Here is a 23,883-nt window from a genome sequence, read left to right on the forward strand (position 1 = left end):
GCGCTGAGATTAGGTGGGCGGCCCGGACGCGGGATATCACGGTTCCGCTCGCGCATCCGGCGTCATGTGCCGGTCGGGAACACCAGTGATCCTGCGGGCCGCGCAGCGTTGCGGGCCGCATGTCAGTGTGCCCGCATATCGTGTGGCGCATGGACCGGAACAGGCTCGAGTTCGCGGTGATCCCGACCGCGATCGGCGAGTGCGCGCTCGTCTGGAACGAGGATGCGGAGATCGTCGGCTCGGCACTGCCCCACGGTGGCGCCGAGCAGGTGCGGGGCGCCGTGCGCAGCTGGTACCCAGGCGCCGTCGAGGCCTCGCCCGCCGCGGTGGAAGCTGCCGCCGCGGCACTCGTCCGGCTGCTCGGCGACGGCGTCGGGGATCTCGCGGAGGTCCCCCTGGACATGAGCGCCGTGCCGGACTTCGACCGTCGCGTCTACGAGGTGGTGCGCGCGATCCCTCCGGGTGAGACCCGCACGTACGGCGAGGTCGCGGCCGAGCTGGGCGCGCCCGGAGCGGCCCAGGCCGTCGGGCAGGCCATGGGCCGCAACCCGTTCCCGCCCATCGTGCCGTGCCATCGCGTGCTGGCAGCGGGCCGCCGCGTCGGCGGGTTCTCGGCGCGTGGCGGGCCGCGCACCAAGGTGCGGATGCTGGAGACGGAAGGCGTTTACCTGGAGCAGCCCACGCTCTTCGATCTCTGATCCGATTCGACCGGATTTCATCCGGCCCACCAATTTCATCCACCCCACAACTTTTCGGGCACACTGTGCGTCTTAGTCGGTGCCGTCCCCGCTATCCGCACACCTCAGGAGCCCGGAAACCCTATGCGCAAGAAATTCCCCGTTCGTTCATCGGCAGCCACGGGCGCACTCGCCCTGCTGCTGGCCGGTGCCATCTCGGCAGGCCCGCTCGCTGCTGCGTCCACCGAGACGAAGCCCGAGCCGCCGAAGGTGCCGACCTCTACCGGGTACGGCGGCGCCGTGAGCTCGCTCGACCCGGTCGTCTCCGAGATAGGTCTGCAGATGCTCCGCCGCGGTGGCAACGCCACCGACGCCGCCGTCGCGATGGCCGCGGCGATCGGCGTGACCGACCCGTACAGCGCCGGGATCGGCGGCGGCGGGTTCTTCGTCCACTACGACGCCGCGTCAGGTCAGGTCGAGACCATCGACGGACGCGAGACGGCGCCGGCGGCGATCGAGCACGACGCCTTCATCGACCCGGCGACCGGCAAGTCGTACCCGTTCTACCCGGACCTGGTCACCGGCGGTGTCAGCGTCGGCGTGCCCGGAACTCCCGCGACGTGGGAGCGCGCGCTGGACCGGTGGGGCACCAGGTCCCTGAGCGAGACGCTGCGCCCGGCGACGAAGGTGGCGGAGGAGGGCTTCGTCGTCGACAAGCTCTTCTACGACCAGACACTGCTGAACCAGGCGCGGTTCCAGGCCCTGACCTCCACCAGCGACCTGTTCCTGCCGGGTGGACAGGCCCCGGCGATCGGCTCCGTGTTCCGCAACCCGGACCTGGCGGAGACCTACCGGACGATCGCCGACGGCGGCGTCGAGGCGTTCTACGAGGGAGCACTCGCGCAGGACATCGCGGCCGCGGTGCAGGCTCCGCCCGTCGCGGCCGGGACCACGCTCCCGGTGCCGGCGGGATCGATGACCGCCGAGGACCTCGCGGCGTACGAGGTCGTGGACCGGGACCCGGTCTCCGTCTCGTACCGCGGCTACGACATCTTCGGGATGGCGCCGCCGGCGTCCGGCGGGACCACCGTCGGCGAGACGCTCAACATCCTCGAGCAGTTCGACCTGGGCTCGCAGGACGACCCGGCCGTGCTGCACCACTACATCGAGGCGAGCGCCCTGGCGTTCGCGGACCGCGCCGCCTACCTGGGCGACGGCGACTTCGTCGACGTCCCGGTGGCCGGGCTGCTGGACGACACCTTCGCCAAGGAGCGGGCCTGCCTGCTCGACCCCACGACGGCGGCCGCCAAGCCCGTGACGGCAGGTGACGCCAGGTCGTACGACGGCGTATGCGCCACCCCCGGCGCGGAGGGCGTCGTCCCCGAGGACACCGAGAGCCCGTCGACCACGAACCTGACGGCGGTCGACCGGTGGGGCAACGTGGTCGAGTACACGCTGACGCTGGAGCAGATCGGCGGTTCGGGGATCGTCGTGCCGGGACGCGGGTTCATCCTGAACAACGAGCTCACGGACTTCAGCATCGAGTACAGCGCCACCGACCCGAATCGGCTCGAGGCCGGCAAGCGCCCGCGCTCGTCCATGGCACCGACGATCGTCCTGGAGGACGGGCGCCCGGTGCTCGCGCTCGGTTCGCCGGGCGGGTCGCAGATCATCAACACGGTCACGCAGATGCTGATCAACCGGATCGACCTGGGCATGACCATCGAGGAAGCGATCGCCGCCCCGCGGGCCGCGCCGCAGAACTCGGTGCGCACGACTGCCGAGCAGGCGTTCGTCGACAGCTACGGCACGGCGCTGACCGGGTACGGGCACACGCTCCGGCCGACGACCAACGCCATCGGGGCCGCGACCGCCATCGAGATCGGCCCGGGCGGCCGTCTCACCGCCGTCGCCGAGCCGACCAGGCTCGGCGGTGGATCGGCCCGCGTGGTGTGGCCGGCGGGGTCCTGACATAGGTCGAGCGGCTGGTGCGCCGATGGCGCGCCAGCCGCTCGAGGTTTCTCAAGGGAGCCCTCGGGCACCCGCCCCGCCTGCGCTCAGCGGATCAGACCGGTCGACTTGGACACGGACTTGGTCGTGTAGCCGGCGAGCGATCCCGTCACCACGACCGAGACCCGCTTACCCCTGGCCGACGTCGGCACCCTGAACGTGGAGCGTGTCGCACCCTCGACCGACCTCCCGTCGATCTTCCACTGGTGCGTCACGGTCGACGGCAGCGGCGTCCACGTCCCGCGATACACCTGGAGCGTCGAACCGACCGTGGCGGAACCCGCGATCGTAGGCGTCGGTGCGACGAACACCCCTGCCTTCACCGTGGTCGTCGCGGGACTCACCAGGGTCTTCGTCGTGTAGCCGGTCTTGGAACCGGTGATCGCGACCGAGACCGTCCTTCCCTTGGCCGACGCCGGGAGCTTCCAGTTGTACGCCGTCGCCCCGGAGACAGATCGCCCGTCCAGGCGCCACTGGTACTTGACCGTCGTCGGCTCCGGTGTCCAGGGACCTCGCGTCGCGGTCAGCGTCCTACCGACCCGGGGAGTGCCGGAGACCGAGGGCGAGATGGAGGTCGAGAACGCCAGGGGTTTGATCGTCACCGTCCGCTGCGTGCTCCAGGTCGGCGCGTTCGGGTACGCGCGGTACGTGAACGTCAGCGTCTTGGTTCCCGTGCCCAGCGCCGGGCCGTCGAGCTCCAGCAGCTCGGTGCGCTCGTCGAAGACCGCACTCCCGACAGTGGTCGAGCCGGACTTGACTGTCACCGTCCCGTACGGGGTAACGGCGTCCTCGCTGAGGGTCACAGAGGCCGTAGGTACGTCCCCGAACGTGTACGACGTCGGACCAGTCACCGTGATCGCGGGCGGTGTCGGTGTCGCATCGGCGCCGCCGGCGTAGATCTCGTAGTCCTTCCGACTGCGGTTGCCCGCGTGGTCCAGTGCCTCCACCGTGAGCGTGTTGAAGCCGTGCCACGTCGGCGCGACGGTGATGACCGTGTGCTCAGTGGCCGGCACCGTGATCTGCGATCCGGAGTTCATCGAGTAGCGATAGGTCGCAACATCGTCCGAGGTACTGGCGATGCGGAACGACCCCGCCATTCCCAGGCCCCCACGCGCTACGTTCTCGGGGTAGACGGTGTCGGCTCCGACGAGAGGCGTGACCACGGGGGCAGCGGGTGCCTCGATGTCGACCGAGAACGTGCATGAGGCAGCGGGTCCGACCAGGCCGCCTGCGTCCGTACCGAACACCGACCAGACGTACCGACCGCCGTCTTCCAGGATCTCGGAGCCCACCGAGACGGTGTACCTGTGGTCGACCGAGCTCGACGGGGATACTTGCCACAGCACGACGTCAGGCGCGTCCGCTCGTGCGATGCTGAACGTCGCTCTGGTGGGGCCCACGTTGTCCGGGTCAGGGTCCCGGACGTCCGCGGACAGGTACGGCGACGTGGTGCGCAGCGCACGCTCGACGGTGCACGCCTGCAGCGACCCCTGGCTGCCGCCGACCTGCAGGTCGGTGGGCGCGAACGGTGTCCTGTTGAATCGGACGATCAGGGTCACGTCCGGCTTGAACGAGGTCCAGCCGCACGTCATGCACGTCTCGTCCGCGGCCCGAACACCAACGGTCACGGACGAGCGGTCGGCACGCGCGGCATTGACCGCAAGCTGCGTCGCATCGAAGTCGAAGAAGCCCGTGTATCCGGGGGTCTGCTCACACGCCGGCCAGTAGAACGCGCTGCCGCCGACCCGTCGTTCTTCCGTCCACGCCGCGGTGCTCGCCCAGTCGGTGCCGGCCGAGATCCGCGGAACGTCGTAGAGGTCCAAGCGGCTCGGCGTGCAGTTCACGTCGTCGAGCCACGCGACGGCACTGTTCGCGAAAAACTCGGCCGACGTGATGTCCTCCGGTTCCAGATCAGCGAGCACCTCGATGCCGTCGAACTGCCAGACAAGTCGTTGAACGCCTGCGGCAGCACAGCCCTCGGCGTACTCGGCGGGATCGCAGTAGCCGACCCACTGGGTGCCGGGCCAGCCGTAGCCCGAGGGCCCGGCCGGCCTGAGAACGGTGCGCGCTGTGTGCTTCCTGGAGACGGAGGGGTCAACCGCCGATGCCTCGAGCCGCATCGAACCATCAGGCTCGGCGAACAGCGCCGCCCCGTCCCCGCTAGCGCTGAGCACCCTGACGTCTTCGGCGCACGCGGCGGCGAGCGCCACCGCCGCCGTCTCGTCTTCAGCGGCGCCATCGCACGCGACTGCGGGTGCGGCCGAGACTTCAGCGGACGCCGCGACCGTGGCGGGCGTGGCAAACGCCGCGAGCACCAACCCGACCGCTGCTGCTCCGGCAATCAGGGAGCGTTTCATCATGTCCTCCTGCGGCTATTACGTGGACCGGTGTGACCGCGCGAACCTACCTGCGCCAAGGCGCACGATTTAGCCATTTAACGGGTGAACTATTCGGACTTGAGCAAGTCCCTACCGGTCACGTCGGACATCCTGACCACGTCTTGAGGGACGCCCCGGTGCGAGACTGTGCACCGTGTCCGACGCCTCCACGCATCCCCTCCTCGACGTGCTGCTCGCCGGTGGCGCGCGCGCCGAGCGGCTGACGGCGTCGCGCATCTTCCCGGAGCGCACCGCCGAGCACGCCGACTGGCCCCGCTGGGCCGACGCCACGGTGGTGCAGGGGTACCGGAAGCTCGGCGTCGAGCGGCCGTGGACGCACCAGGCCGTCGCCGCCGACCTCGTCCACCAGGGTCGGCACACCGCCCTGGCCACCTCGACGGGGTCGGGCAAGTCGCTCGCGTTCTGGCTCCCCGCGCTGTCCGCCGTCCGGACCGCCGCCGCTGCCGCCACGCTCGATCCCGGAAACATCGAGTCGGCGCACGTCCGGCCCACGACGATCTACCTCAGCCCCACGAAGGCCCTGGCCGCTGACCAGCTGAACGCGCTCGAGCGCATCCTCGACGCGGCGGGCACGCGCGACGTCCGCGTCGCGACGTGCGACGGCGACACCTCGCGCGAGGAACGCTCCTGGGTGCAGGACCACGCCGACGTCGTCCTGACGAACCCCGACTTTCTCCACTACGCCCTCCTCCCGAACCATCGCCGCTGGTCGCGGCTGCTGAAAGGCCTGCGGTACGTGGTGGTCGACGAGGGGCACGCCTATCGCGGCGTCTTCGGCGCGCACGTCTCGCTGGTGCTGCGGCGGCTCGCGCGCCTCGCGGCGCGCTACGGGGAGGGTTCGCCCACGTTCGTCGTCGCCTCGGCCACGACGGCGCAGCCGGCGGTCAGCGCGGCCCGCCTCATCGGCGTCGCGCCCGATGACGTCACCGCCGTCACCGAGGATGCCTCGCCCTCCGGACGCCGCACGGTCGTGCTCTGGCAGCCGCCGGAGATCGTCGGCTGGCGGCCACCTGCCGGCGACGGCGCGGACGGCACAGGGGCGGACGCCGGCGCATCCCCGCGCGAGCTGTCCGTCGACGAGCAGACGTCGATGCGCCGGGTCGCCGTCGCCGAACCCGACCCCTGGGCATTGCCTCCCGCCGGGCCCGATTCGACGCCCGCCTCGGAGCCCGATCCGGAGGCCGAGCCGGTAGCGACCGAGGCACCGCCCGAGCATCCGCGCAGGTCCGCGACCGCGGAGGTCGCCGACCTGCTCGCCGACCTGTCCGCGGCCGGCGCCCGCACCCTCGCGTTCACGCGGTCCCGGCGCGGCGCGGAGTCCGTCGCCCAGCAGGCCCGCGACCACCTGCGGCACGCGGCCCCGGACGCCGCCCGCAGGATCGCGGCGTACCGCGGCGGATACCTCCCCGAGGAGCGCCGCGAGCTGGAGCAGGCCCTGCGCACCGGCGATCTGCTCGGCCTCGCGACGACCAACGCGCTCGAGCTCGGCGTGGACATCTCCGGCCTGGACGCGGTGCTGATCGCCGGCTGGCCTGGCACCCGCATGTCGCTCTGGCAGCAGGCGGGCCGCGCCGGGAGGGCGGGCGCCGACGGCCTTGTCGCGTTCGTCGCGCGCGAGGACCCGCTGGACACCTACCTCGTGACCCATCCCGAGGCGGTGTTCGACGCCCCGCTCGAGGCAACGGTGTTCGACCCCGCCAACCCGCACGTGCTCGCGCCGCACCTGTGCGCGGCGGCCCAGGAGGCACCGCTCCGGACCGAGGACCTCGCCACCTTCGGGCACCCCGACCACGTCCGCGGGATCCTGGACGTGCTGGTCGCCCGGGGCGCGCTCCGGCGTCGGACGTCCGGGTGGTATTGGACGCACGCCCAGGGTGCCGCGGGCCTCACCGACCTGCGTGGGGCGGGCGGCACGCCGGTGCGCGTCGTGGAGCAGGGCACCGGCCGCATGCTCGGCACGGTCGACGCGGCGTCGGCGGACGGCCAGGTGCACGACGGCGCCGTCTACGTGCACCAGGGCACCACCTACGTGGTGTCGCACCTCGACCTGACGGACCACACCGCCGTCGTGCAGCGGCGCAAGCTGGACTACGGCACGTGGTCGCGTTCCGTGATGTCGGTGGCCATCGAGGGCTGGGACGCGGAGGCGTCCGGCGACCCGGGCGCCGAGGCCGGGCGCGCGGACGGCCCCGGCCATGACCTGGTCACCCGGGAGTGGGGACCGATCACCTGGGGTCTCGGCCCGGTCGAGGTGACGTCGCAGGTGGTGAGCTTCCAGCGGCGTCGGGTCCCGGACATGCAGGTGCTGGGGACCGAGCAGCTGGAGCTGCCCGAGCACACCCTCGGCACGGTCGCCGTCTGGTGGTCGGTGCCCGAGTTCGTGCTGCGGGCCGCCGACATCACGCCCGAGCAGGCGCCGGGTGCGCTGCATGCCGCCGAGCACGCCTCGATCGGCCTGCTACCGCTGCTCGCGACGTGCGACCGGTGGGACCTCGGCGGGGTGTCGACGGAGCTGCACCCTGACACGGGCGAGGCGACGGTGTTCGTCTACGACGCCTATCCAGGTGGCGCCGGCTTCGCGGAGCGGGCCTACGACCTGGGTGCGACGTGGCTCCAGGCGACCCGTGACGCGATTGCGGCCTGCCCCTGCGCCGACGGGTGCCCGGCATGTGTCCAGTCGCCGAAGTGCGGCTCCTACAACGCGCCGCTGGACAAGGCCGCGGCCGTGCGGCTCCTCGACGCCGTGCTTTCGCACGACCCCCGCGCCACCCTCGCCGAGGCCCGCTGAGTCCTACTCGCCCAGGCGCTTGAACGGGGACGTCGAGAACACCACCTCGACGGCGACGTCGAAGTACTCGGCGATGCGCAGCGCGAGGAACAGCGACGGGCTGTACTCACCCCGCTCCAGGTACCCGACCGTCTGGTAGTGCACCCCGAGCGCCTCCGCCAGCTCACGCCGCGAGATGCCCCGCTCGGCACGCAGCATCGCTATGCGGTTATGGACGACGTCGGTCTGCTCTGCCACCACTCAGTACCCCTTGGTCATGTAGCGCTCTCGTGCCGCCGCGACCGTGGAGCCCGACTCGCGCCTGGCCATCCTGCGGAGCACGATCGGCGCGAGCACCATACCCACGACCGCCCAGACCCCGAGCACCGCGAACATCTCGACCGTGCGCCACGACTCCCCGATCTCCGCCGTGACCATGGCCTCCGGGAGCATCGCCGACCGGGCACCGAGCCCGAGCCAGTAGTACGGGAACGCCTGCCCCACCCACTGCAGCCACTCGGGCAGCGCCGTGATCGGGTAGAAGATCCCCGACGGCACGATCAGGAGCATCGACCCGAGGAACAGCAGCCCGGTCTGGGACGCCGTCTTGAACAGTGACCCGAGCGCCACGCTGATCGGGACCGTCGCGACCATCCCCACCACGAAGATCAGCACCAGCAGGACGCCGGTACGGGCATCCAGCCGCAGGTCGCCCGCGACCGTGAAGGCCGGGATCACCAGCGCGACGAGGCTCACGAGCGTGGTCAGCGCGAACAGCAGGATCTTGCCGACGAGGTAGCCGATCATCCCGTTGGGTGTGGCCTTCGCGCGCAGCAGCGTCCCGTCCTCGCGGTCGACCGCGATGGTGCTGGCGGGTCCGGTCAGTCCACCGAACGCGATCGACATGCCGACCAGGCTGGGCAGCACCATGGCGCCCAGCGCGAAGTCGGTTCCGGGCACGGTGCTGCCGCGCATGAACAGCAGCACGACCGCGTAGATCACCGGGAAGGCGATGATCCAGATGACGTCGCCCGGCTCCTGGAGCGAGTACTTGGTCTCGAGCCAGCCGCGGGAGAGCCCTGCCCGCACGGCCGCCCATCGCACGTCGGTCGGGGTGGACGTTGGCGTGGTCATGACTGCGCCTCCTCGGTCTGCTCGGTCTGCTCTGTCTCTGCCGCTCCTGTCCGCTCGGTCCGGCGGACAGGGTCGCTCTCGGCCCGGTGGACGAGCGACATGTACGTGTCCTCGAGGCTCGCTCGCTTGACCTCGAGCTCGGTGGCCCCCGGATCGTGCGTCAGGAGCTCACGGACGAACTGGGTCGGGTCGCCCTCGGTCACGGCGTGCACGTGCCGGCGTCCTTCGGACATCCAGCGGACCTCCGCCTGAGTGGTCAGCTCGCGGGCGAGCTGCTCCGCGGACCCGTTGGCGACGATCGTGCCCTCGTCGAGCACGAGGATCCGGTCGGCCAGCTTCTCTGCCTCGTCCAGGTCGTGCGTGGTGAGCAGGACCGTCGTGTTCTCGAAGTCGGCAAGGCGGTGCACCAGGTCGTGGAACTCCCGGCGGGCGTGCGGGTCGAAGCCCGCCGTCGGCTCGTCGAGGAAGACGAGCTCAGGCCGCCCGACGATGCCGATCGCCACGTCCAGGCGGCGGCGCTGCCCTCCGGACAGCTTCTGCACCTTCACATTGGCGTGCTCCGCGAGGCCGACCACACCGATCAGTTCCTCGACGTCCCATGGCCGCTTGACCTCGGGGGTCGAGTACGGGCCGTAGAACCGCGCGAGATACCCGAGCAGGTCCCGGACCCGCCAGCGGCCGTGGTCCCGCCACGACTGGAGCACCACACCCAGCCGCGCGCGCCATGCCTCGTCAGCGTGCGCCGGATCCTGTCCGAGCACCGACACCTCGCCGGCCGACCGCATGCGGAAGCCCTCAAGGATCTCGATGGTGGTGGTCTTGCCGGCCCCGTTGGGGCCGAGCAGGGCGAGGACCTCTCCCCGGTACGCCTCGAACGAGACCCCCGTGAGCACGTCTTTCGTCCCGTATCGCATTCGTAGGTCGCGCACGTCGAGCGCCACATCGCCCGACGGCGGAGGTGCGTTCCGCGCGCTCATCGCATCTTCCGTACTTCTCATAGCAGGAATACTACGAGTCGTACTGAACGCATGTCACTCCCTTTCTGCACCGGGTTCGCCAGGATCACCCGCTCGGGGTCCGGCCCGCGCACTCGCCCGCGCCTCGCCGAGGGCACCACCCGGACCTGCCGCGACCCGTGTCGCGACCACCCGCACCACGCCTCCGCCGAGCTCCTCGCAGGCGGCGACCGTCGCGCCGTTGCGCGCCACGGCGGTCCTTGCCGTCCCGCACGGATCGAAGCCGTCCCGCAGCGCGGTCGCGCCGGCGAGCGCGCCGAGATCCGCCGCGGTCTGCGCCGCCCCGCGCGCGTTCTGGGCAGCGCCGAGAGCGGCGATCCCGAACGCGAGCACCAGGATCGCGGCGATGACTCCGAGCACGAGCACCGTTCCGGCTCCACGCTCGGATCGCTCGGGGGACCGCTCGGAGCATCGCTCGGTGCTCACGGCTCCACCCATGCCGTCGCCGCGCCCGTGGCCCGCAGCGTCCCCGACAACCAGCCGCCTGCCACCGGCCTCGTCACCGTCACGCGTACCCATCCGCCCTCGTGCGCGAGCGCCAGCTCCGCCTCAGGACCGCCGACCCTGGCCACCACCGCGCTCACCGCCGGCCCCTGCTCCCCGATCGCCAGTGCCCGCGCTCCCGCGCGGGCCGCGTCCATGGCGCGCATCTGCGCCGTGGACGCGGCCGCGAGGGTGAGCACGGCGACGAGCACGAGCACCACGACGGGCAGCCCGATGGCCAGCTCCGCCGTCACCGTGCCCCGTTCCGACCCACGCTCCGTCATGAGTCAGCCGATCGAGAGCGCCGACTGGACCAGCGACGTGAGCATCGACTTCACGTCTCCGCCCCGCAGGATGACCATCAGGACTCCCGCGAACCCGGCGGCCGCGATCGTCGCGATGGCGTACTCGGCGGTAGCCAGCCCTCGCTCCGACCAGCGGTCGTCGGCCTCCGCCTGCGGCCCGTCGTCCGGTTCGGGGCAGGCCACAGCGGTCTTCGTCGTTGTCATGTCTTCTCCGTCTCCGCCCGTTTCCGGGCAACCTAGCCCGCACAGCGGGCCGTCTTCTCATGACCCGCACAGCGGGTCCCGTCCGCCATGTGGCGGACGGCGCCGGCGCCTGAGCGCGCCGAAGCTTTTTGATCCCTGCCCGACGTCGGCTCAGCCGGCGAGCAGGTCGATGCCGAGCGCCAGCAGCACGGGCACGAGGCCGACCAGCACGAACGCGGGGAGGTAGCAGGTACCCAGCGGGAGCACGAGCCGCACTCCGAGCCGAGCGGCAGCGGTCCGCGCGCCGGCCCTCCGCTCGTGCCGCACCTCCTCGCCGGCAGCCCGGAGCGCCTCGCCCGGTGCGGCGCCGTCCAGCCAGGCACCGCGCAGGGCCCGGACCATCGGGTCCAGCTCCCCGGAGACACCGGTCCAGGCGCGCTCCCAGGCCGCCCCGAGCACGAGGGCGTGCCCCGCCCTGGTGAGCACCACCCCGTCGGCTCCACCGACAGCCGCGCCGGTGGCTTTCAGCGCTCGTGGGACACCGGCACCGGACCGCAGCGCGGCGGCCACCAGCTCCAGCACCACCTGGACGTCCACGCCTGGCCGGTCGGCGCCGCCTGCAGCGGCCACCAGCCGGTCCGACCAGACCCGGCCGGCCACGAGCAGCATCAGCCCCGCCCCCACGGCCAGGCTGCCGATGCCGCCGTCCGTGGCCGTACCCACGGGGTCCGCGCCGAGCGCCCATCCGAGCAGCCCGCCGACGATCGGCAGCCACATGAGCAGCCGCCCCGTCGTCCGGGGCCCGGCGAGGGCCGCCTCCCGCTCAGCTCTCGACTCTGCCTCCGCGACGAGCGTCCCGGCGACCTGTTCGAGGACCCGGCCGAGCGGCGCGCCGACGTCGAGCGCGAGCCGGGTGGCCGCGACCACTGCCTCCGCGTGCCGCGCGCCGAGCACCCGCGTGAGGCCGTCGACGTCGGGCACACCCGTGAGGTCCACGCCCACGCCTACCGCGCGCGACCACGACGCCCCCGGCGACGATCCCGCCCTGAGCAGCGCCACCACCTGCATCACGACCACCCGGACGTCGCCGCCCGGGCCGCGTTCGGCCCGGAACCGACGGCCCTGTCGCGCCGCGGAGGTCGAGTCCGGCCCGGGCGCGACGCCGGCGAGCGTGCCGGTGCGGCCACCGGTGCCCGGTTCAGCTCCTGAGGCCGGCGGTACGAGGACCTCCCGCAACCGGCGGCCGCCACGTGCCAGCACCAGCCAGGCACCGAGTGCGACGAGCAGCCCCACGCCGTACGACTCCACGACGCTCACCACGGCCCGTACCTGCCCACCAGCTCGCGCCACGCGTCCGGCTCGATCGCGCCGCCGTCTCCGCCGTCCCACCGAGCGACCGTGCGGACCTCCAGCTCGCCGCCAGGCCCGCGACCCACCAGACCGATCTCCGCCAGGTATCGAGCGCCGTTCGACCGGCGGAGGTGCAGCACCACGTCCAGGGCGCCGGCGGCCTGCGCGGCCACCGCCTCGCGGGTCATCCCCGCCAGACCCGCGAGCGCCTCCAGCCGGGCGGGCACCACTGCCACGGCGTTGGCGTGCAGGGTCGCGAAGCCGCCGTCGTGCCCCGTGTTCATGGCCATGAGGACCTCGCGGACCTCGGCTCCGCGGCACTCGCCGAGCACTATGCGGTCCGGCCGCATGCGCAGCGCGTTCCGCACGAGGTCGGCGAGGCTCACGATTCCTGCCCCCTCGACGTTGGCGCGACGAGCGGCAAGGTGCACCACGTGCGGGTGCGTCGGCCGCAGCTCGCGGGCCTCCTCGACGGTCACCACGCGCTCGTCGTGAGGCACCAGGGAGAGCAGAGCGGCGAGCAGCGTGGTCTTTCCCGTGCCCGTGCCGCCGCTGATCAGGATGTTCGCTCGCCGCAGCACCAGGGCGCGCAGCAGGCCCGCCCACCGGCCCGGCAGCGCACCGGCGGTCACCAGCTCGTCGAGCGTGAACGCGCGGGTGCGCAGCACTCGCAAGGAGATCACCGCACCGGCCTCGGCGAGCGGTTCCAGCACCGCGTGCAGGCGGGTGCCGTCCGGCAGACGCGCGTCGACGGTCGGGCAGGCGTCGTCGAGCCGCTGGCCGCCGAGGGCGGCGAGCCGGACCGCCAGCCCTCGCACCTCGGCAGCCGTACCGAGGTTCATGGGGACCCGCTCGAGCCCTGCGCCCCTGTCGATCCACACGTCGTCCGGTCCGTTGACGAGCACGTCGGTGACGTCGGGTGCGTCGAGGAGCGCCTGCAGCGGGCCGGCGCCGGTGAGCTCGGCGCGGGCGGCGTCCTCCAGGTCCCGGAGCGCATCGGACCCCAGCACCCGCCCGGAGTCCCGCACGGCGTCGCGGACAGCAGCTCCCGCGCCGGTGCGGCCGGTCGCGAGGCGCGCGCGGACGTCGTCGAGCAGGGAGAGCTCACCGACCGGCGCGCTCACAGCGCGCCCGACACGTCGGCAGCGAACTTGCCGAGGTTGGCCCGGCGCGACATCGCCGGCCCCTCGCCCCGTTCGATCGCCTGGGCCAACCCCGCGTCGCGACCCATCACCGCCGCCACCGGCAGCCCCAGCGCGGCCGACACGTCTTCCTCGTCGACCGAGCCAGGCGCCGGACCCCGCACCACCAACCGCACGTCCGGTACGCCCGCACCCCGCAGCGTGTCGCGCACCCGCCCCGCACCCATGATCGCGGGCAGCGTCAGCGGCACCACGAGCAGTGCCGTGTCGCAGCCGGCCAGCAGGGTGCGCACGGCGAGACCGTCGCTGCCCGGCGCCTCGGCGGCGGCGCCCCTGCCCCGCCGGGTGACCGAGGCCCAGGCACCCGGCCGCGGCAGGTCGAGCACCAGGGACTCGCCCGCCCGTACCAACCCGCGGCAGACGTCGAGCACCACGTCGTCCTCGGGTGGCGCACCCGACGCCGTACCGCTCAGCACCGGCACCCTGCCCCAGCGAGGCAGCGCGGCCACCACCCCGGCGCCCTCGACCTCGCCACGCGCCTCGACCAGGTCCGGCCAGCGGGCGCCGCGCCCGCCGTCAGCCCCCAGAAGTAGGTCCGTGCCCGGTCCGTGCGCGTCGAGGTCGACGAGCGTTGCTCGTTCCCCGCCCCGGCGCAAGCCGTGGGCCACGCATGCGGCCACCACTGACGTGCCCGCTCCGCCGCACGCGCCGACCACGCCGATCACCCGCCCCGGCTCCGGTACCCCGCCGCCCACTGTGCTGACCATCGCCGCCTCCATCGTCCGGACCGTCCCGGGCTGTCTGCCGGGCTCCGGAACCAGGTTGGGCGTTCGGCGCAGGGCCGGGATGCCCCGGGCTGCTTCGCTGTGCACAGATCGTGGGAACTGCTGCTTGTGGTCGGGCTCGCTCCCCCGTCCCGTCGTGACCAGGGTCTGCGGAACGGGCTGACGGGTTTCATCCGAGCTGCGGCACACCCCGCTGGTGAACTCCCTGGACGGGCGGCGCCGTTAGGCTCGTCGCGTGACCGAGCAGGTTCCCCAGATCGCCACTCGACCGACGTCGCACGCCCCGCGCACGGCCGCGTTCTTCGATCTCGACAAGACGATCATCGCCACGAGCTCGTCGGCGGCGTTCTCCAAGCCGTTCCTGGCGGGCGGGCTGCTCTCGCACGCCGACGTGCTGCGCAGCGCCTACGCCCACTTCGTCTTCATGATCGGCAACGCCGACGCCGACCAGACCGAGCGGATGCGCGCACATCTGTCGTCGCTCGTGACGGGCTGGGACGTGGAGAAGGTCCGGCAGATCGTCACCGAGACGGTGCACGAGCTCATCGACCCGTACGTCTACGCGGAGGCGGTCGAGCTCATCGCCGAGCATCACGCGGCGGGCAGGGACGTGGTCGTGGTGTCGGCGTCGGCCGCCGTGCTGGTCGAGCCCATCGCCGCCGCGCTCGGCGCGGACCACGTGCTCTCCACCCAGATGAGCGTCGCGGACGGGCGATTCACCGGCAAGATCGACTTCTACAACTACGGCGCCAACAAGGCGGTGGGCATTCGCCGGCTCGCCGTGCAGGAGCGGTACGACCTCGCCGGCAGCTTCGCCTACTCCGACTCCATCACGGACGCCCCGATGCTGGCCGCCGTCGGCCACGCCTACGTGGTCAACCCGGACCGCGTCCTGAAGCGGCGGGCGGCCCAGTCCGGCTGGGGCGTCCTCGCGTTCACCCGGCCGATCGCGCTGCGCCCTCGCATCGAGCCGGTCCCTGTCATCGCGGTGATCGGCCTGGCAGCAGTGGGTGTCGCCGCCTGGCTGATCTGGCGTGCGGCCCGACGCCGCTCGCGTCGCAGCTGACCACCGAGGCGTACACATCACCCGGTCCCCACGCTTCACGGGTCAAGGTCGCCGGGACCACCCCATCAGGTCAAGCCAAGGTAAGGCCAAATATTTTCGCAGCCAATTGCCAACATGACAGGAATTGGCAATTGTGAAGATGCGTCCGCTCCAGTTGCTTTTGTTAGCTGAAGGCAGTGTGATTGTGTTCACAGCAAGCATTCAGGGCGGAAGGGACCGTGCTCTGGGTACCGAAAGGGTGTTGACCTGATCGGACAGCAAGCGAAGCGCACGGTCACCCCGCCCAGCTGGTGAGAGCGACATCCGGCTTGAGGATGCTCCCGGACGTCGTACTCGTAGACCGAGATCTCGCCACCGCAGTGGCCGGGCCCTCGCACTTCCGGATCGCGAACGGAAATTGCGAGGAGCCCGGCCGCACGGCGAATCGTTTCGCGGAATGCACACTCGCTGGAAAAGAATCACCACGCTCGTATTCCTCCCGGCGTTGAAAACGCCGCAGGCACAGGAATCGCGTTCAGCCCACAGCCCCGCAGCAGGTCACCGCCACTGCGCGCGCGCATACTGCGGCTGCGTTCCCGCCCCGGACTCCACGGGCTGAGTCCCGATCTTCTCCCCGAGCGTGTGCGCCGCTCGCAGCGGCCAGTACGGATCACGCAGCGCCTCGCGACCGAGCATGACGGCGTCCGCCGAACCCTCCACGAGGATCTGCTCGGCCCGGGCCGGCTCGCTGATGAGCCCCACGGCGCTCACCGGCAGCCCGGTGGCCTCCCGTACGCGGCGCGCGTACGGGACCTGGTAACCCGGCCCGACGGCGATCTTCGCCGGCGCCGCGCCGCCCGTCGACACGTCGATCAGGTCCGCACCCAGCGTGCCCAGGCGACCGGCGACCGCCGCGACGTCGTCGACCCCGAGGCCGTCGTCGCGCCAGTCGGTAGCGGACAGCCGCACGAGCACCGGCAGCTCGTCCGGCCAGACGGACCGCACCGCGCCGACCGTCTCCTCGACGAGCCGCGAGCGCCCGTCCGGCGACCCGCCGTACTCGTCGGTACGGGAGTTCGCGAGCGGCGACAGGAACTGGTGGAGCAGGTATCCGTGCGCCGCGTGCACCTCTACGGTGTCGAAACCCGCCTCGCGGGCGCGGCGGGCGGCCGCGGCGAACTGCTCCGGGATGTCGGCCACCTGCTCTGCGGACATCTCCGCCGGGGTGTCGAGCCCCGGGAACGGGGTGGGCGACGGGCCGAGGGTCGGCCAGCCGCCGTCGGGCGCCGGGACGGTGCCCTGCAGCGGGGACCAGGGACGGAAGGTGGACGCCTTGCGCCCCGCGTGCGCGAGCTGGATGCCGATGCGGCCCCCGCGTTCGTGCACGAAGTCGACTATGCGCTTCCAGGCGACCACCTGCTCGTCGTTCCAGATGCCCGTGTCCTGAGGCGAGATCCGGCCCTCCGGGACGACGGCGGTCGCCTCGGTCAGCACGAGCCCGAACCCACCGACGGCGCGCGAACCCAGGTGCACGAGGTGCCAGTCGTTCGGCATGCCGTCCGACGCGGAGTACTCGCACATCGGCGACAGCCAGACCCGGTTGGGGAGCGACAGCTCGCGGAGGGTGATCGGTTCGAAGAGGAGACTCACGCCAGCCCCCAACGTGGCCGCTCCCCGGGCAATTCCGGGTGGCCGGCCGGCGTCTCAGGTGGTGACACGGGATTGTGAGGACTGTCACCGTCCGGGACTACACTCACCGACCAGAGAGACGTCAAGGCAGTACCAAGCACCTGCCTGAGACGAACGCGAAGACGCGCACCGGAGGTCACCGTGACAGACACCAACCCGACGTCGGGCTCGGCATCCAGCCCCAGCCTCGAGAACCTGCTGCACGAGACCCGGAGCTTCCCGCCCAGCGAGGAGTTCGCGGCTCAGGCGAACGCGAAGGCCGACCTGTACGAGAAGGCGTCGGCGGACCGCCTCGGGTTCTGGGCCGAGCAGGCCCGGGAGCTCGTGTCCTGGAAGACGCCGTTCACCGAGACCCTCGACTGGAGCGGCGCCCCCGTCGCACGCTGGTTCGCGGACGGCACGCTGAACGCCGCGTACAACGCGGTGGACCGCCACGTCGAGGCGGGCAACGGCGACCGCGTCGCCATCCACTTCGAGGGCGAGCCCGGTGACACCCGCACGGTCACGTACGCCGACCTGCAGCAGGAGGTGTCCCGTGCGGCGAACGCCCTGACCACGCTCGGCGTGCGGACCGGCGACCGCGTGGTCATCTACCTGCCGATGCTCGTCGAGTCCGTGGTGGCCATGCTGGCCTGCGCCCGCATCGGTGCCGCGCACTCCGTGGTGTTCGGTGGCTTCTCGGCGGACGCCCTCCGCAGCCGGATCGCCGACGCGGAGGCCACGCTGGTGATCACCGCCGACGGCGGTTTCCGACGCGGCGCGCCGTCGGCCCTCAAGCCGGCCGTCGACGAGGCCCTCGCGCCCAAGGACGGCGCCGAGGCGACAACCGTCCAGAAGGTGCTCGTCGTCCAGCGCACCAAGCAGGACGTCGACTGGGTAGAGGGCCGCGACGTGTGGTGGCACGAGGCGCTGGCCGCCGCGGACCCGGTGCACGAGCCCGTGGCCGTCGAGGCCGAGCACCCGCTGTTCATCCTGTACACGAGCGGCACCACCGGGAAGCCGAAGGGCATCCTGCACACCACGGGCGGCTACCTCACGCAGGCCGCCTACACCCACAAGAACGTCTTCGACCTCAAGCCGGAGACCGACGTCTACTGGTGCACCGCTGACGTCGGCTGGGTCACCGGCCACTCCTACGTGGTCTACGGGCCGCTCGTGAACGGCGCGACCCAGGTCCTGTACGAGGGCACGCCCGACACCCCGCACCGCGGCCGCTGGTGGGAGCTCATCGAGAAGTACAAGGTCTCGATCCTGTACACCGCACCGACGGCGATCCGTACCTGCATGAAGTGGGGCGACGACATCCCCGGCGGGTTCGACCTCTCCTCCCTGCGCGTCCTCGGTTCGGTGGGCGAGCCCATCAACCCCGAGGCGTGGATGTGGTACCGCCGCGTCATCGGCGGCGACCGGACACCGATCGTCGACACCTGGTGGCAGACCGAGACCGGCGCCATCATGATCAGCCCGCTCCCGGGCGTCACCGCGGCCAAGCCCGGCTCGGCCCAGGTCCCGCTGCCCGGCATCGTCGCGACGGTCGTCGACGACGAGGCCAAGCCCGTGCCGGACGGCGGCGGGGGCTACCTCGTGCTGTCCGAGCCGTGGCCGTCCATGCTCCGCGGCATCTGGGGCGACCTGGAGCGCTACAAGGAGACGTACTGGTCGCGGTTCGAGAACCTGTACTTCGCCGGCGACGGCGCCAAGAAGGACGAGGACGGCGACATCTGGCTGCTGGGCCGCGTGGACGACGTCATGAACGTGTCCGGCCACCGCCTGTCCACCACGGAGATCGAGTCGGCGCTCGTGTCGAACCCGATCGTGGCGGAGGCAGCCGTCGTCGGCGCGAACGACGAGACGACCGGACAGGCCGTCGTCGCGTTCGTGATCCTGCGCGGCACCCACGCGAGCCGGGCGTCGACGCAGGAGGGCGCCGCCGAGGTGCAGAAGGAGCTGCGCGACCACGTGGGCAAGGAGATCGGCCCCATCGCGAAGCCCAAGAAGATCCTCGTGGTGCAGGAGCTGCCCAAGACCCGGTCCGGCAAGATCATGCGCCGCCTGCTGCGCGACGTCGCCGAGGACCGGGCGGTGGGCGACGCCACCACCCTCGCCGACTCCTCGGTGATGGACCTGATCACGGCGGGCCTGGCCGCGCCGTCGGCCGCCTCGGAGGACTGACCCCTTCCGCCGGTCGGGCTTGTCGAGGCCGCGGTCTCGACAAGCTCGACCATCGGGAGAAGATGGGCGTATGCGTATCGCTGCCCCCATCGAGATCGGCCCGCTCGACGCCGACGCCCAGCAGGCCGTCCGAGACCTGGCGGCCGCAGCCGAGTCCCACGACGGCGTAGCGCCGCTCTCCGAGCAGCCGCTGCTCAACCTGGGGACGGACGCGGAGTGGATCACGCACGTCGTGGCCCACACCACGTCGGGCAGCACCATCGGCTACGTCCAGGTCGACCGCTCGGGCGAGACCGCGAGCGCTGAGCTGGTGATCCATCCGGACCACCGTCTGGGTGGCCGAGGGCGCATGCTCCTGAAGACCGCGGAACGTGACGCGACGCTCCCGTCCCGCTCGGGCGAGCCGGGCCAGCACGGCAAGCAGCTGCGGGTCTGGGCGCACGGCGACCTGGAGGCAGCCCGCGGCTTCGCCCGGGCGACGGGCCTGCGCCCGGTGCGTGAGCTCCTCTTCCTGGCCCGTCCCCTCGAGCGGTCCGCAGCGCCGGAGCTACCCACCGCGCCCGCCGGCTATCGCCTGCGCACGTTCCGCCCCGGAGTGGACGACGACGCGTGGCTCCGCGTCAACGCCCGCGCGTTCGCGACCCATCCGGAGCAGGGCCGGATGACCCTCGACGACCTGCGCGCACGCCAGGCCGAGGAGTGGTTCGACCCCGAGGGTTTCTTCCTGCTCGTGCCCGAGGGCACGGGCGAGGATGCCGCCGAGGGAACGGCAGACGCCGATCCCGTGGCGTTCCAGTGGACCAAGGTCGAGCCGGGCAAGCCGGACGGCGCCCGCGACGGCGAGATCTACGTCCTCGGTGTGGACCCCGATCATCAGGGCAAGGGCCTGGGCCGGCTGATGACGGATGTCGGGCTGACGCACCTCGCACGGACCGGCGCTACGCGCGCCGTGCTGTACGTCGAGGGGGACAACGCGCCAGCTCTCGCGACGTACGAGCGGTCCGGGTTCACCCGGGCCGCAGTACACGTTCAGTATGCCCGCCCGTGACGAACGCTCTGCGAGAGCGTCACCCACTGTGTACCGAACGGTGACACCATGAACGACATGAAGGACAGTGCTGGGAACACCTCCGCCAGGACCAGGGACAAGAACGGCCGATTCATGAAGCAGAGCCCTCGTACGACAAGCACCGAGAGCATGAACGGCGGGCCCGACGGACACCGGGACCGCCCCGGGAAGACCGCGGACAGACTGGCGGCCGCCGAGGTGGCGGAGAAGACCAAGCAGGCCGCCGGTCCGTCGCCCACGCCGGTGCCGGCACCGGCGCCCGTGCCCGTTCCGGAGGGCGCCTCTGCGGACGACATCATGGACCCGCACTCCCTGGACGCGAGCCTGGCCGCGCACATCGCCGAGCACATCGCGGAGAGCCCGGAGGGCACCAGCCTGCTGGACCCGGTGCTCGGCGGGCCGCTGCCCGTCGACCGGTTCGCGGACCGGGAGCTGAGCTGGCTCGCCTTCAACCAGCGCGTGCTGGAGCTCGCGGAGGATCCCCGGATCCCGCTGCTGGAGCGCGTCCGCTTCCTGGCGATCTTCGCGTCCAACCTGGACGAGTTCTTCATGGTGCGCGTGGCCGGCCTGAAGCGCCGCATCGCGACCGGCATCGCCGTCACGAGCGCTTCCGGTCTCGGCCCGCGCCAGGCGCTGTCCCGTATCTCGGACGAGGCGCACAAGCTCATGGAGCGGCACGCGCGCGTGTTCGAGAACGAGGTGCAGCCCGCGCTGGCCGGCGAGGGCATCACGCTGGTGCACTGGGGCGAGCTCGACACCAAGGAGCAGGAGCGCCTGCACAAGTTCTTCCGCAAGCAGATCTTCCCGGTGCTCACCCCGCTCGCGGTCGACCCGGCCCACCCGTTCCCCTACATCTCCGGGCTGAGCCTGAACCTCGCGGTGGTGGTCGCGAACCCGGCGACGGGCAAGGAGCACTTCGCGCGCGTCAAGGTGCCGCCGCTGCTGCCCCGCTTCATCGCGGTGGACGCGTCGGGCAAGCCGCGCCGTCCCGGCACCAAGAAGGCCGACCCGCAGCGCGGGCCGCTCTCGTTCGTGCCGCTCGAGGAGGTCATCGCGCAGCACCTCGACTACCTGTTCCCCGGTATGGAGGTGCGCGAGAACCACACCTTCCGCGTCACCCGCAACGAGGACGTGGACGTCGAGGAGGACGACGCCGAGAACCTGCTCCAGGCCATGGAGAAGGAGCTGCTCCGGCGCCGGTTCGGGCCGCCCGTGCGCCTGGAGATCGCGAAGGACATCAGCCCGCGCATCCGCGACCTGATCGTCCGCGAGCTCGGGGTCAAGGACGAGGAGGTCTACGAGCTGCCCGCGCTGCTGGACCTGACGGGCCTCAACCTCATCGCCGACCTCGACCTGACGTCGCTGCACTACCCGCCGTTCGTGCCCTCGACGCACCGTCACCTCGCGGAGGTCGAGAGCTCCAAGCCGACCGACGTGTTCGCCGCGATCCGCCGGCGGGACATCCTGCTGCACCACCCGTACGACAGCTTCTCGACGAGCGTGCAGACGTTCCTCGAGCAGGCGGCCGCCGACCCGCACGTGCTGGCGATCAAGCAGACCCTGTACCGGACGTCGGGCGACTCGCCGATCGTCGACGCCCTGATCGACGCCGCCGAGGCCGGCAAGCAGGTCCTGGCCCTGGTCGAGATCAAGGCCCGGTTCGACGAGGAGGCCAACATCTCCTGGGCCCGCAAGCTCGAGGAGGCGGGCGTCCACGTCGTCTACGGCATCGTGGGCCTCAAGACGCACTGCAAGCTGTCGCTCGTCGTGCGCCAGGAGCCGGACGGCTCGCTGCTGCGCTACTGCCACGTCGGCACGGGCAACTACCACCCCAAGACGGCGCGCCTCTACACCGACCACGGCCTGCTGACGTGCAACTCGGACGTCGGCCAGGACCTGACCCGGCTCTTCAACCAGCTCTCCGGGTACGCACCGAAGTCGACGTTCCACCGCCTGCTCGTGGCGCCCCGCGCCGTCCGCTCGGGCCTGGTGGAGCGCATCGAGCGCGAGGCGACCGCGGCCCGGGCCGGCCACGAGGCCTGGGTCAAGATGAAGATCAACTCGGTCGTCGACGAGACCGTGATCGACGCCCTCTACCGCGCCTCCCAGGCGGGGGTGCAGGTCGACCTCGTCGTGCGCGGCATCTGCGCCGTCCGCGTGGGCGTGCCCGGGCTGAGCGAGAACATCCGGGTGCGGTCCATCCTGGGCCGCTTCCTCGAGCACTCGCGCCTCTTCGCGTTCGCCAACTCCGTGGGCCCCGCGCTCGCCGAGGGGCCGGAGTCCGGTCCCGAGGTGTTCATCGGCTCGGCCGACCTGATGCACCGCAACCTCGACCGCCGGGTCGAGACGCTCATCCGGATCTCCGACCCGAACCACGTGGGCGAGATCCTCGGCCTGCTGGACGAGTCCATGGCCGACACGACGGCGTCGTGGCACCTCCTGCCCGACGGCAGCTGGGAGCGTCCGAACGCGGGTGCGGAGAGCAACGGCCTCCGCGACCTGCAGGCGGTCCTGATCCAGCGGCAGCGCCGTCGGCTCGAGCCGGTCCGGTGACGGGACGGCGGTCGGTGGTAGGCACCGGTCCGACGACGGCGGCCTCCCCCCGCCGCGGGTCTGCACACCCCGGTCGTCATGACCGCCGGGGGGGCTCGTCTGGCGCCGTCGCTCCGGCGCGCTCCAGGTGCAGCTGGTGCACCGCCCCCGGTACGACGACTGGTCGTGGCCCAAGGGCAAGCTCGAGGTCGGGGAGTCCTTCCAGGGTGCCGCGATCCGCGAGGTCGGCGAGGAGACGGGCAAGGAGATAGTGCTCGGCAGGCCTCTGCCGGGTCTGCAGTACCTGACCCCCGACGGCACGGTGAAGCGTGTGCACTACTGGGCTGCGCGCCGCGCGCGCAAGGGCCACGACAGCGCGGCGCTCACGGCGCGCGCTCCCCTGGCACCGGTCGACCGGGACGAGGTCGACCGCGCCGAGTGGTTCGACGTGGACGAGGCCGAGCAGCGCCTCACCCGGACGTCGGACCGGGGGCCGCTGAACGCCCTGGTGGCCGCCGAGGCCGAGGGTGTGCTGCAGACCCGGACGCTCGTGATCGCGCGGCACGGCCGTGCCGTGCCGCGCACGGCCTGGCACGGCGCGGAGCGGGACCGCCCGCTCACCCCGCTCGGGCACGGCCAGGCGGCGGCGCTGGTCCCGGTGCTGGCGGCCTACGGCGTCGAGCACGTGATCAGCTCCCGGTGGGAGCGGTGCGCCACCACGATCGACCCGTACGTCAGGGCCGCGAGCCTGCGGCCGAGCTACAGCGAGTACCTCACCGAGGCCCAGCACGAGCGGTCGCCGTCACGCGTCGCGGCCACCGTGCGCGACCTCCTGGAGGAGACCACCGAGTCGTCGGTGATCTGCACCCACCGCCCGGTCCTCCCGACGGTGCTCGACGTGCTGGGCAGGCACGCGTCGCGCGCGGTGGCGGAGGGGCTGCCGTCGATCGACCCGTTCCTCGAGCCGGGCGAGCTGCTGGTGGCGCACGTCGCCGACACCACCTCGGGACCCCTGGTGGTGGCCACCGAGAAGGTGAGTCCGCTGGTCTGGTGACCGCGGTGGTAGACACACGCGCTACTTCGGCGCACTATCGGTCACCATGAGCAGCGACCAACGACCGCCGA

Annotated in this window: 19 protein-coding genes; 8 read left to right on the top strand and 11 right to left on the bottom strand. The window is 71.9% G+C overall.

What is annotated here, in order from left to right:
- Positions 1 to 149: 149 nt before the first annotated feature.
- Together ACNYC2_RS26150 and ggt are read left to right on the top strand one after the other, a co-directional pair.
- Positions 150 to 698 carry a methylated-DNA--[protein]-cysteine S-methyltransferase gene (locus tag ACNYC2_RS26150; RefSeq protein ID WP_419704553.1) on the top strand — a complete coding sequence of 183 codons (549 nt, stop codon included), beginning with the start codon at positions 150 to 152 and terminating at the stop codon, positions 696 to 698.
- A gap of 123 nt (positions 699 to 821) precedes the next feature.
- The gene (ggt, locus tag ACNYC2_RS26155; RefSeq protein ID WP_419704554.1) at positions 822 to 2,648 is read left to right on the top strand and encodes a gamma-glutamyltransferase; all 1,827 of its coding nucleotides are present in this window, start codon (positions 822 to 824) and stop codon (positions 2,646 to 2,648) included.
- A gap of 86 nt (positions 2,649 to 2,734) precedes the next feature.
- Here ggt and ACNYC2_RS26160 read toward each other — a convergent pair whose 3' ends face one another.
- Positions 2,735 to 5,047, bottom strand: coding sequence for a hypothetical protein (locus ACNYC2_RS26160; protein ID WP_419704555.1), 2,313 nt, complete (start codon positions 5,045 to 5,047; stop codon positions 2,735 to 2,737).
- 172 nt (positions 5,048 to 5,219) lie between these two features.
- On the opposite strand from ACNYC2_RS26160, the gene ACNYC2_RS26165 reads away from it, so the two are divergent.
- The gene (locus ACNYC2_RS26165; protein WP_419704556.1) at positions 5,220 to 7,874 is read left to right on the top strand and encodes a DEAD/DEAH box helicase; all 2,655 of its coding nucleotides are present in this window, start codon (positions 5,220 to 5,222) and stop codon (positions 7,872 to 7,874) included.
- Between the two features lie 3 nt (positions 7,875 to 7,877).
- On the opposite strand, the gene ACNYC2_RS26170 is transcribed toward ACNYC2_RS26165, so the two are convergent.
- The 9 genes from ACNYC2_RS26170 to ssd all read right to left on the bottom strand — a co-directional run bounded on the left by ACNYC2_RS26170 (position 7,878) and on the right by ssd (position 14,233).
- Positions 7,878 to 8,111, bottom strand: coding sequence for a helix-turn-helix transcriptional regulator (locus tag ACNYC2_RS26170; protein WP_419704557.1), 234 nt, complete (start codon positions 8,109 to 8,111; stop codon positions 7,878 to 7,880).
- 3 nt (positions 8,112 to 8,114) lie between these two features.
- Positions 8,115 to 8,987 carry an ABC transporter permease gene (locus ACNYC2_RS26175; RefSeq protein ID WP_419704558.1) on the bottom strand — a complete coding sequence of 291 codons (873 nt, stop codon included), beginning with the start codon at positions 8,985 to 8,987 and terminating at the stop codon, positions 8,115 to 8,117.
- Positions 8,984 to 9,964, bottom strand: a complete 981-nt coding sequence (locus tag ACNYC2_RS26180; RefSeq protein WP_419704559.1) for an ABC transporter ATP-binding protein — start codon at positions 9,962 to 9,964, stop codon at positions 8,984 to 8,986. The genes ACNYC2_RS26175 and ACNYC2_RS26180 overlap by 4 nt, the downstream gene beginning before the upstream one ends.
- Positions 9,965 to 10,018: 54 nt before the next feature.
- Entirely contained in the window at positions 10,019 to 10,429 is a 411-nt protein-coding gene (locus ACNYC2_RS26185) for an Rv3654c family TadE-like protein (protein ID WP_419704560.1), read from the bottom strand.
- Positions 10,426 to 10,770 (bottom strand): TadE family type IV pilus minor pilin, encoded by a 345-nt coding sequence (locus tag ACNYC2_RS26190; protein WP_419704561.1) that lies wholly within the window; start codon positions 10,768 to 10,770, stop codon positions 10,426 to 10,428. The genes ACNYC2_RS26185 and ACNYC2_RS26190 overlap by 4 nt, the downstream gene beginning before the upstream one ends.
- A 3-nt stretch (positions 10,771 to 10,773) precedes the next feature.
- A complete protein-coding gene (locus ACNYC2_RS26195) occupies positions 10,774 to 10,995 on the bottom strand; it encodes a DUF4244 domain-containing protein (protein WP_419704562.1) in 222 nt (73 codons plus the stop codon).
- Positions 10,996 to 11,145: 150 nt separating this feature from the next.
- Positions 11,146 to 12,294 (bottom strand): type II secretion system F family protein, encoded by a 1,149-nt coding sequence (locus ACNYC2_RS26200; RefSeq protein WP_419704563.1) that lies wholly within the window; start codon positions 12,292 to 12,294, stop codon positions 11,146 to 11,148.
- Positions 12,288 to 13,448 carry a TadA family conjugal transfer-associated ATPase gene (locus tag ACNYC2_RS26205; protein ID WP_419704564.1) on the bottom strand — a complete coding sequence of 387 codons (1,161 nt, stop codon included), beginning with the start codon at positions 13,446 to 13,448 and terminating at the stop codon, positions 12,288 to 12,290. The genes ACNYC2_RS26200 and ACNYC2_RS26205 overlap by 7 nt, the downstream gene beginning before the upstream one ends.
- On the bottom strand, positions 13,445 to 14,233 hold the full coding sequence (gene ssd / locus ACNYC2_RS26210; RefSeq protein ID WP_419704565.1) for a septum site-determining protein Ssd: 789 nt from the start codon (positions 14,231 to 14,233) through the stop codon (positions 13,445 to 13,447). The genes ACNYC2_RS26205 and ssd overlap by 4 nt, the downstream gene beginning before the upstream one ends.
- Before the next feature lie 253 nt (positions 14,234 to 14,486).
- On the opposite strand from ssd, the gene ACNYC2_RS26215 reads away from it, so the two are divergent.
- Positions 14,487 to 15,317: an HAD family hydrolase gene (locus tag ACNYC2_RS26215; protein WP_419704566.1), complete on the top strand. Its 831-nt coding sequence runs from the start codon at positions 14,487 to 14,489 to the stop codon at positions 15,315 to 15,317.
- Between the two features lie 537 nt (positions 15,318 to 15,854).
- On the opposite strand, the gene ACNYC2_RS26220 is transcribed toward ACNYC2_RS26215, so the two are convergent.
- Entirely contained in the window at positions 15,855 to 16,946 is a 1,092-nt protein-coding gene (locus tag ACNYC2_RS26220) for an NADH:flavin oxidoreductase/NADH oxidase (RefSeq protein ID WP_419704567.1), read from the bottom strand.
- A gap of 180 nt (positions 16,947 to 17,126) precedes the next feature.
- Here ACNYC2_RS26220 and acs point away from each other — a divergent pair, with 180 nt between their 5' ends.
- The 4 genes from acs (at position 17,127) to ACNYC2_RS26240 (ending at position 23,812) form a co-directional block, all read left to right on the top strand.
- A complete protein-coding gene (gene acs, locus ACNYC2_RS26225) occupies positions 17,127 to 19,157 on the top strand; it encodes an acetate--CoA ligase (RefSeq protein WP_419704568.1) in 2,031 nt (676 codons plus the stop codon).
- Positions 19,158 to 19,227: 70 nt separating this feature from the next.
- Complete coding sequence (mshD, locus tag ACNYC2_RS26230; protein ID WP_419704569.1) at positions 19,228 to 20,205, top strand: mycothiol synthase; 978 nt, start codon at positions 19,228 to 19,230, stop codon at positions 20,203 to 20,205.
- Between the two features lie 318 nt (positions 20,206 to 20,523).
- Entirely contained in the window at positions 20,524 to 22,779 is a 2,256-nt protein-coding gene (locus tag ACNYC2_RS26235) for an RNA degradosome polyphosphate kinase (protein ID WP_419707909.1), read from the top strand.
- Positions 22,780 to 22,915: 136 nt separating this feature from the next.
- Complete coding sequence (locus ACNYC2_RS26240) at positions 22,916 to 23,812, top strand: NUDIX hydrolase (protein WP_419704570.1); 897 nt, start codon at positions 22,916 to 22,918, stop codon at positions 23,810 to 23,812.
- Positions 23,813 to 23,883 lie beyond the last annotated feature (71 nt).

The sequence above is a fragment of the Promicromonospora sp. NFX87 genome (assembly GCF_048564965.1).
Taxonomy (GTDB): domain Bacteria; phylum Actinomycetota; class Actinomycetes; order Actinomycetales; family Cellulomonadaceae; genus Promicromonospora.

Excerpts from the sequence above, each read along its gene's own strand:
- ACNYC2_RS26150 (WP_419704553.1), top strand. The coding sequence starts at position 150 with ATGGACCGGAACAGGCTCGAGTTCGCGGTGATCCCGACCGCGATCGGC.
- ggt (WP_419704554.1), top strand. The coding sequence starts at position 822 with ATGCGCAAGAAATTCCCCGTTCGTTCATCGGCAGCCACGGGCGCACTC.
- ACNYC2_RS26160 (WP_419704555.1), bottom strand. The coding sequence starts at position 5,047 with ATGATGAAACGCTCCCTGATTGCCGGAGCAGCAGCGGTCGGGTTGGTG.
- ACNYC2_RS26175 (WP_419704558.1), bottom strand. The coding sequence starts at position 8,987 with ATGACCACGCCAACGTCCACCCCGACCGACGTGCGATGGGCGGCCGTG.
- ACNYC2_RS26180 (WP_419704559.1), bottom strand. The coding sequence starts at position 9,964 with ATGAGCGCGCGGAACGCACCTCCGCCGTCGGGCGATGTGGCGCTCGAC.
- ACNYC2_RS26190 (WP_419704561.1), bottom strand. The coding sequence starts at position 10,770 with ATGACGGAGCGTGGGTCGGAACGGGGCACGGTGACGGCGGAGCTGGCC.
- ACNYC2_RS26195 (WP_419704562.1), bottom strand. The coding sequence starts at position 10,995 with ATGACAACGACGAAGACCGCTGTGGCCTGCCCCGAACCGGACGACGGG.
- ssd (WP_419704565.1), bottom strand. The coding sequence starts at position 14,233 with ATGGTCAGCACAGTGGGCGGCGGGGTACCGGAGCCGGGGCGGGTGATC.
- mshD (WP_419704569.1), top strand. The coding sequence starts at position 19,228 with ATGCGTATCGCTGCCCCCATCGAGATCGGCCCGCTCGACGCCGACGCC.
- ACNYC2_RS26235 (WP_419707909.1), top strand. The coding sequence starts at position 20,524 with ATGGACCCGCACTCCCTGGACGCGAGCCTGGCCGCGCACATCGCCGAG.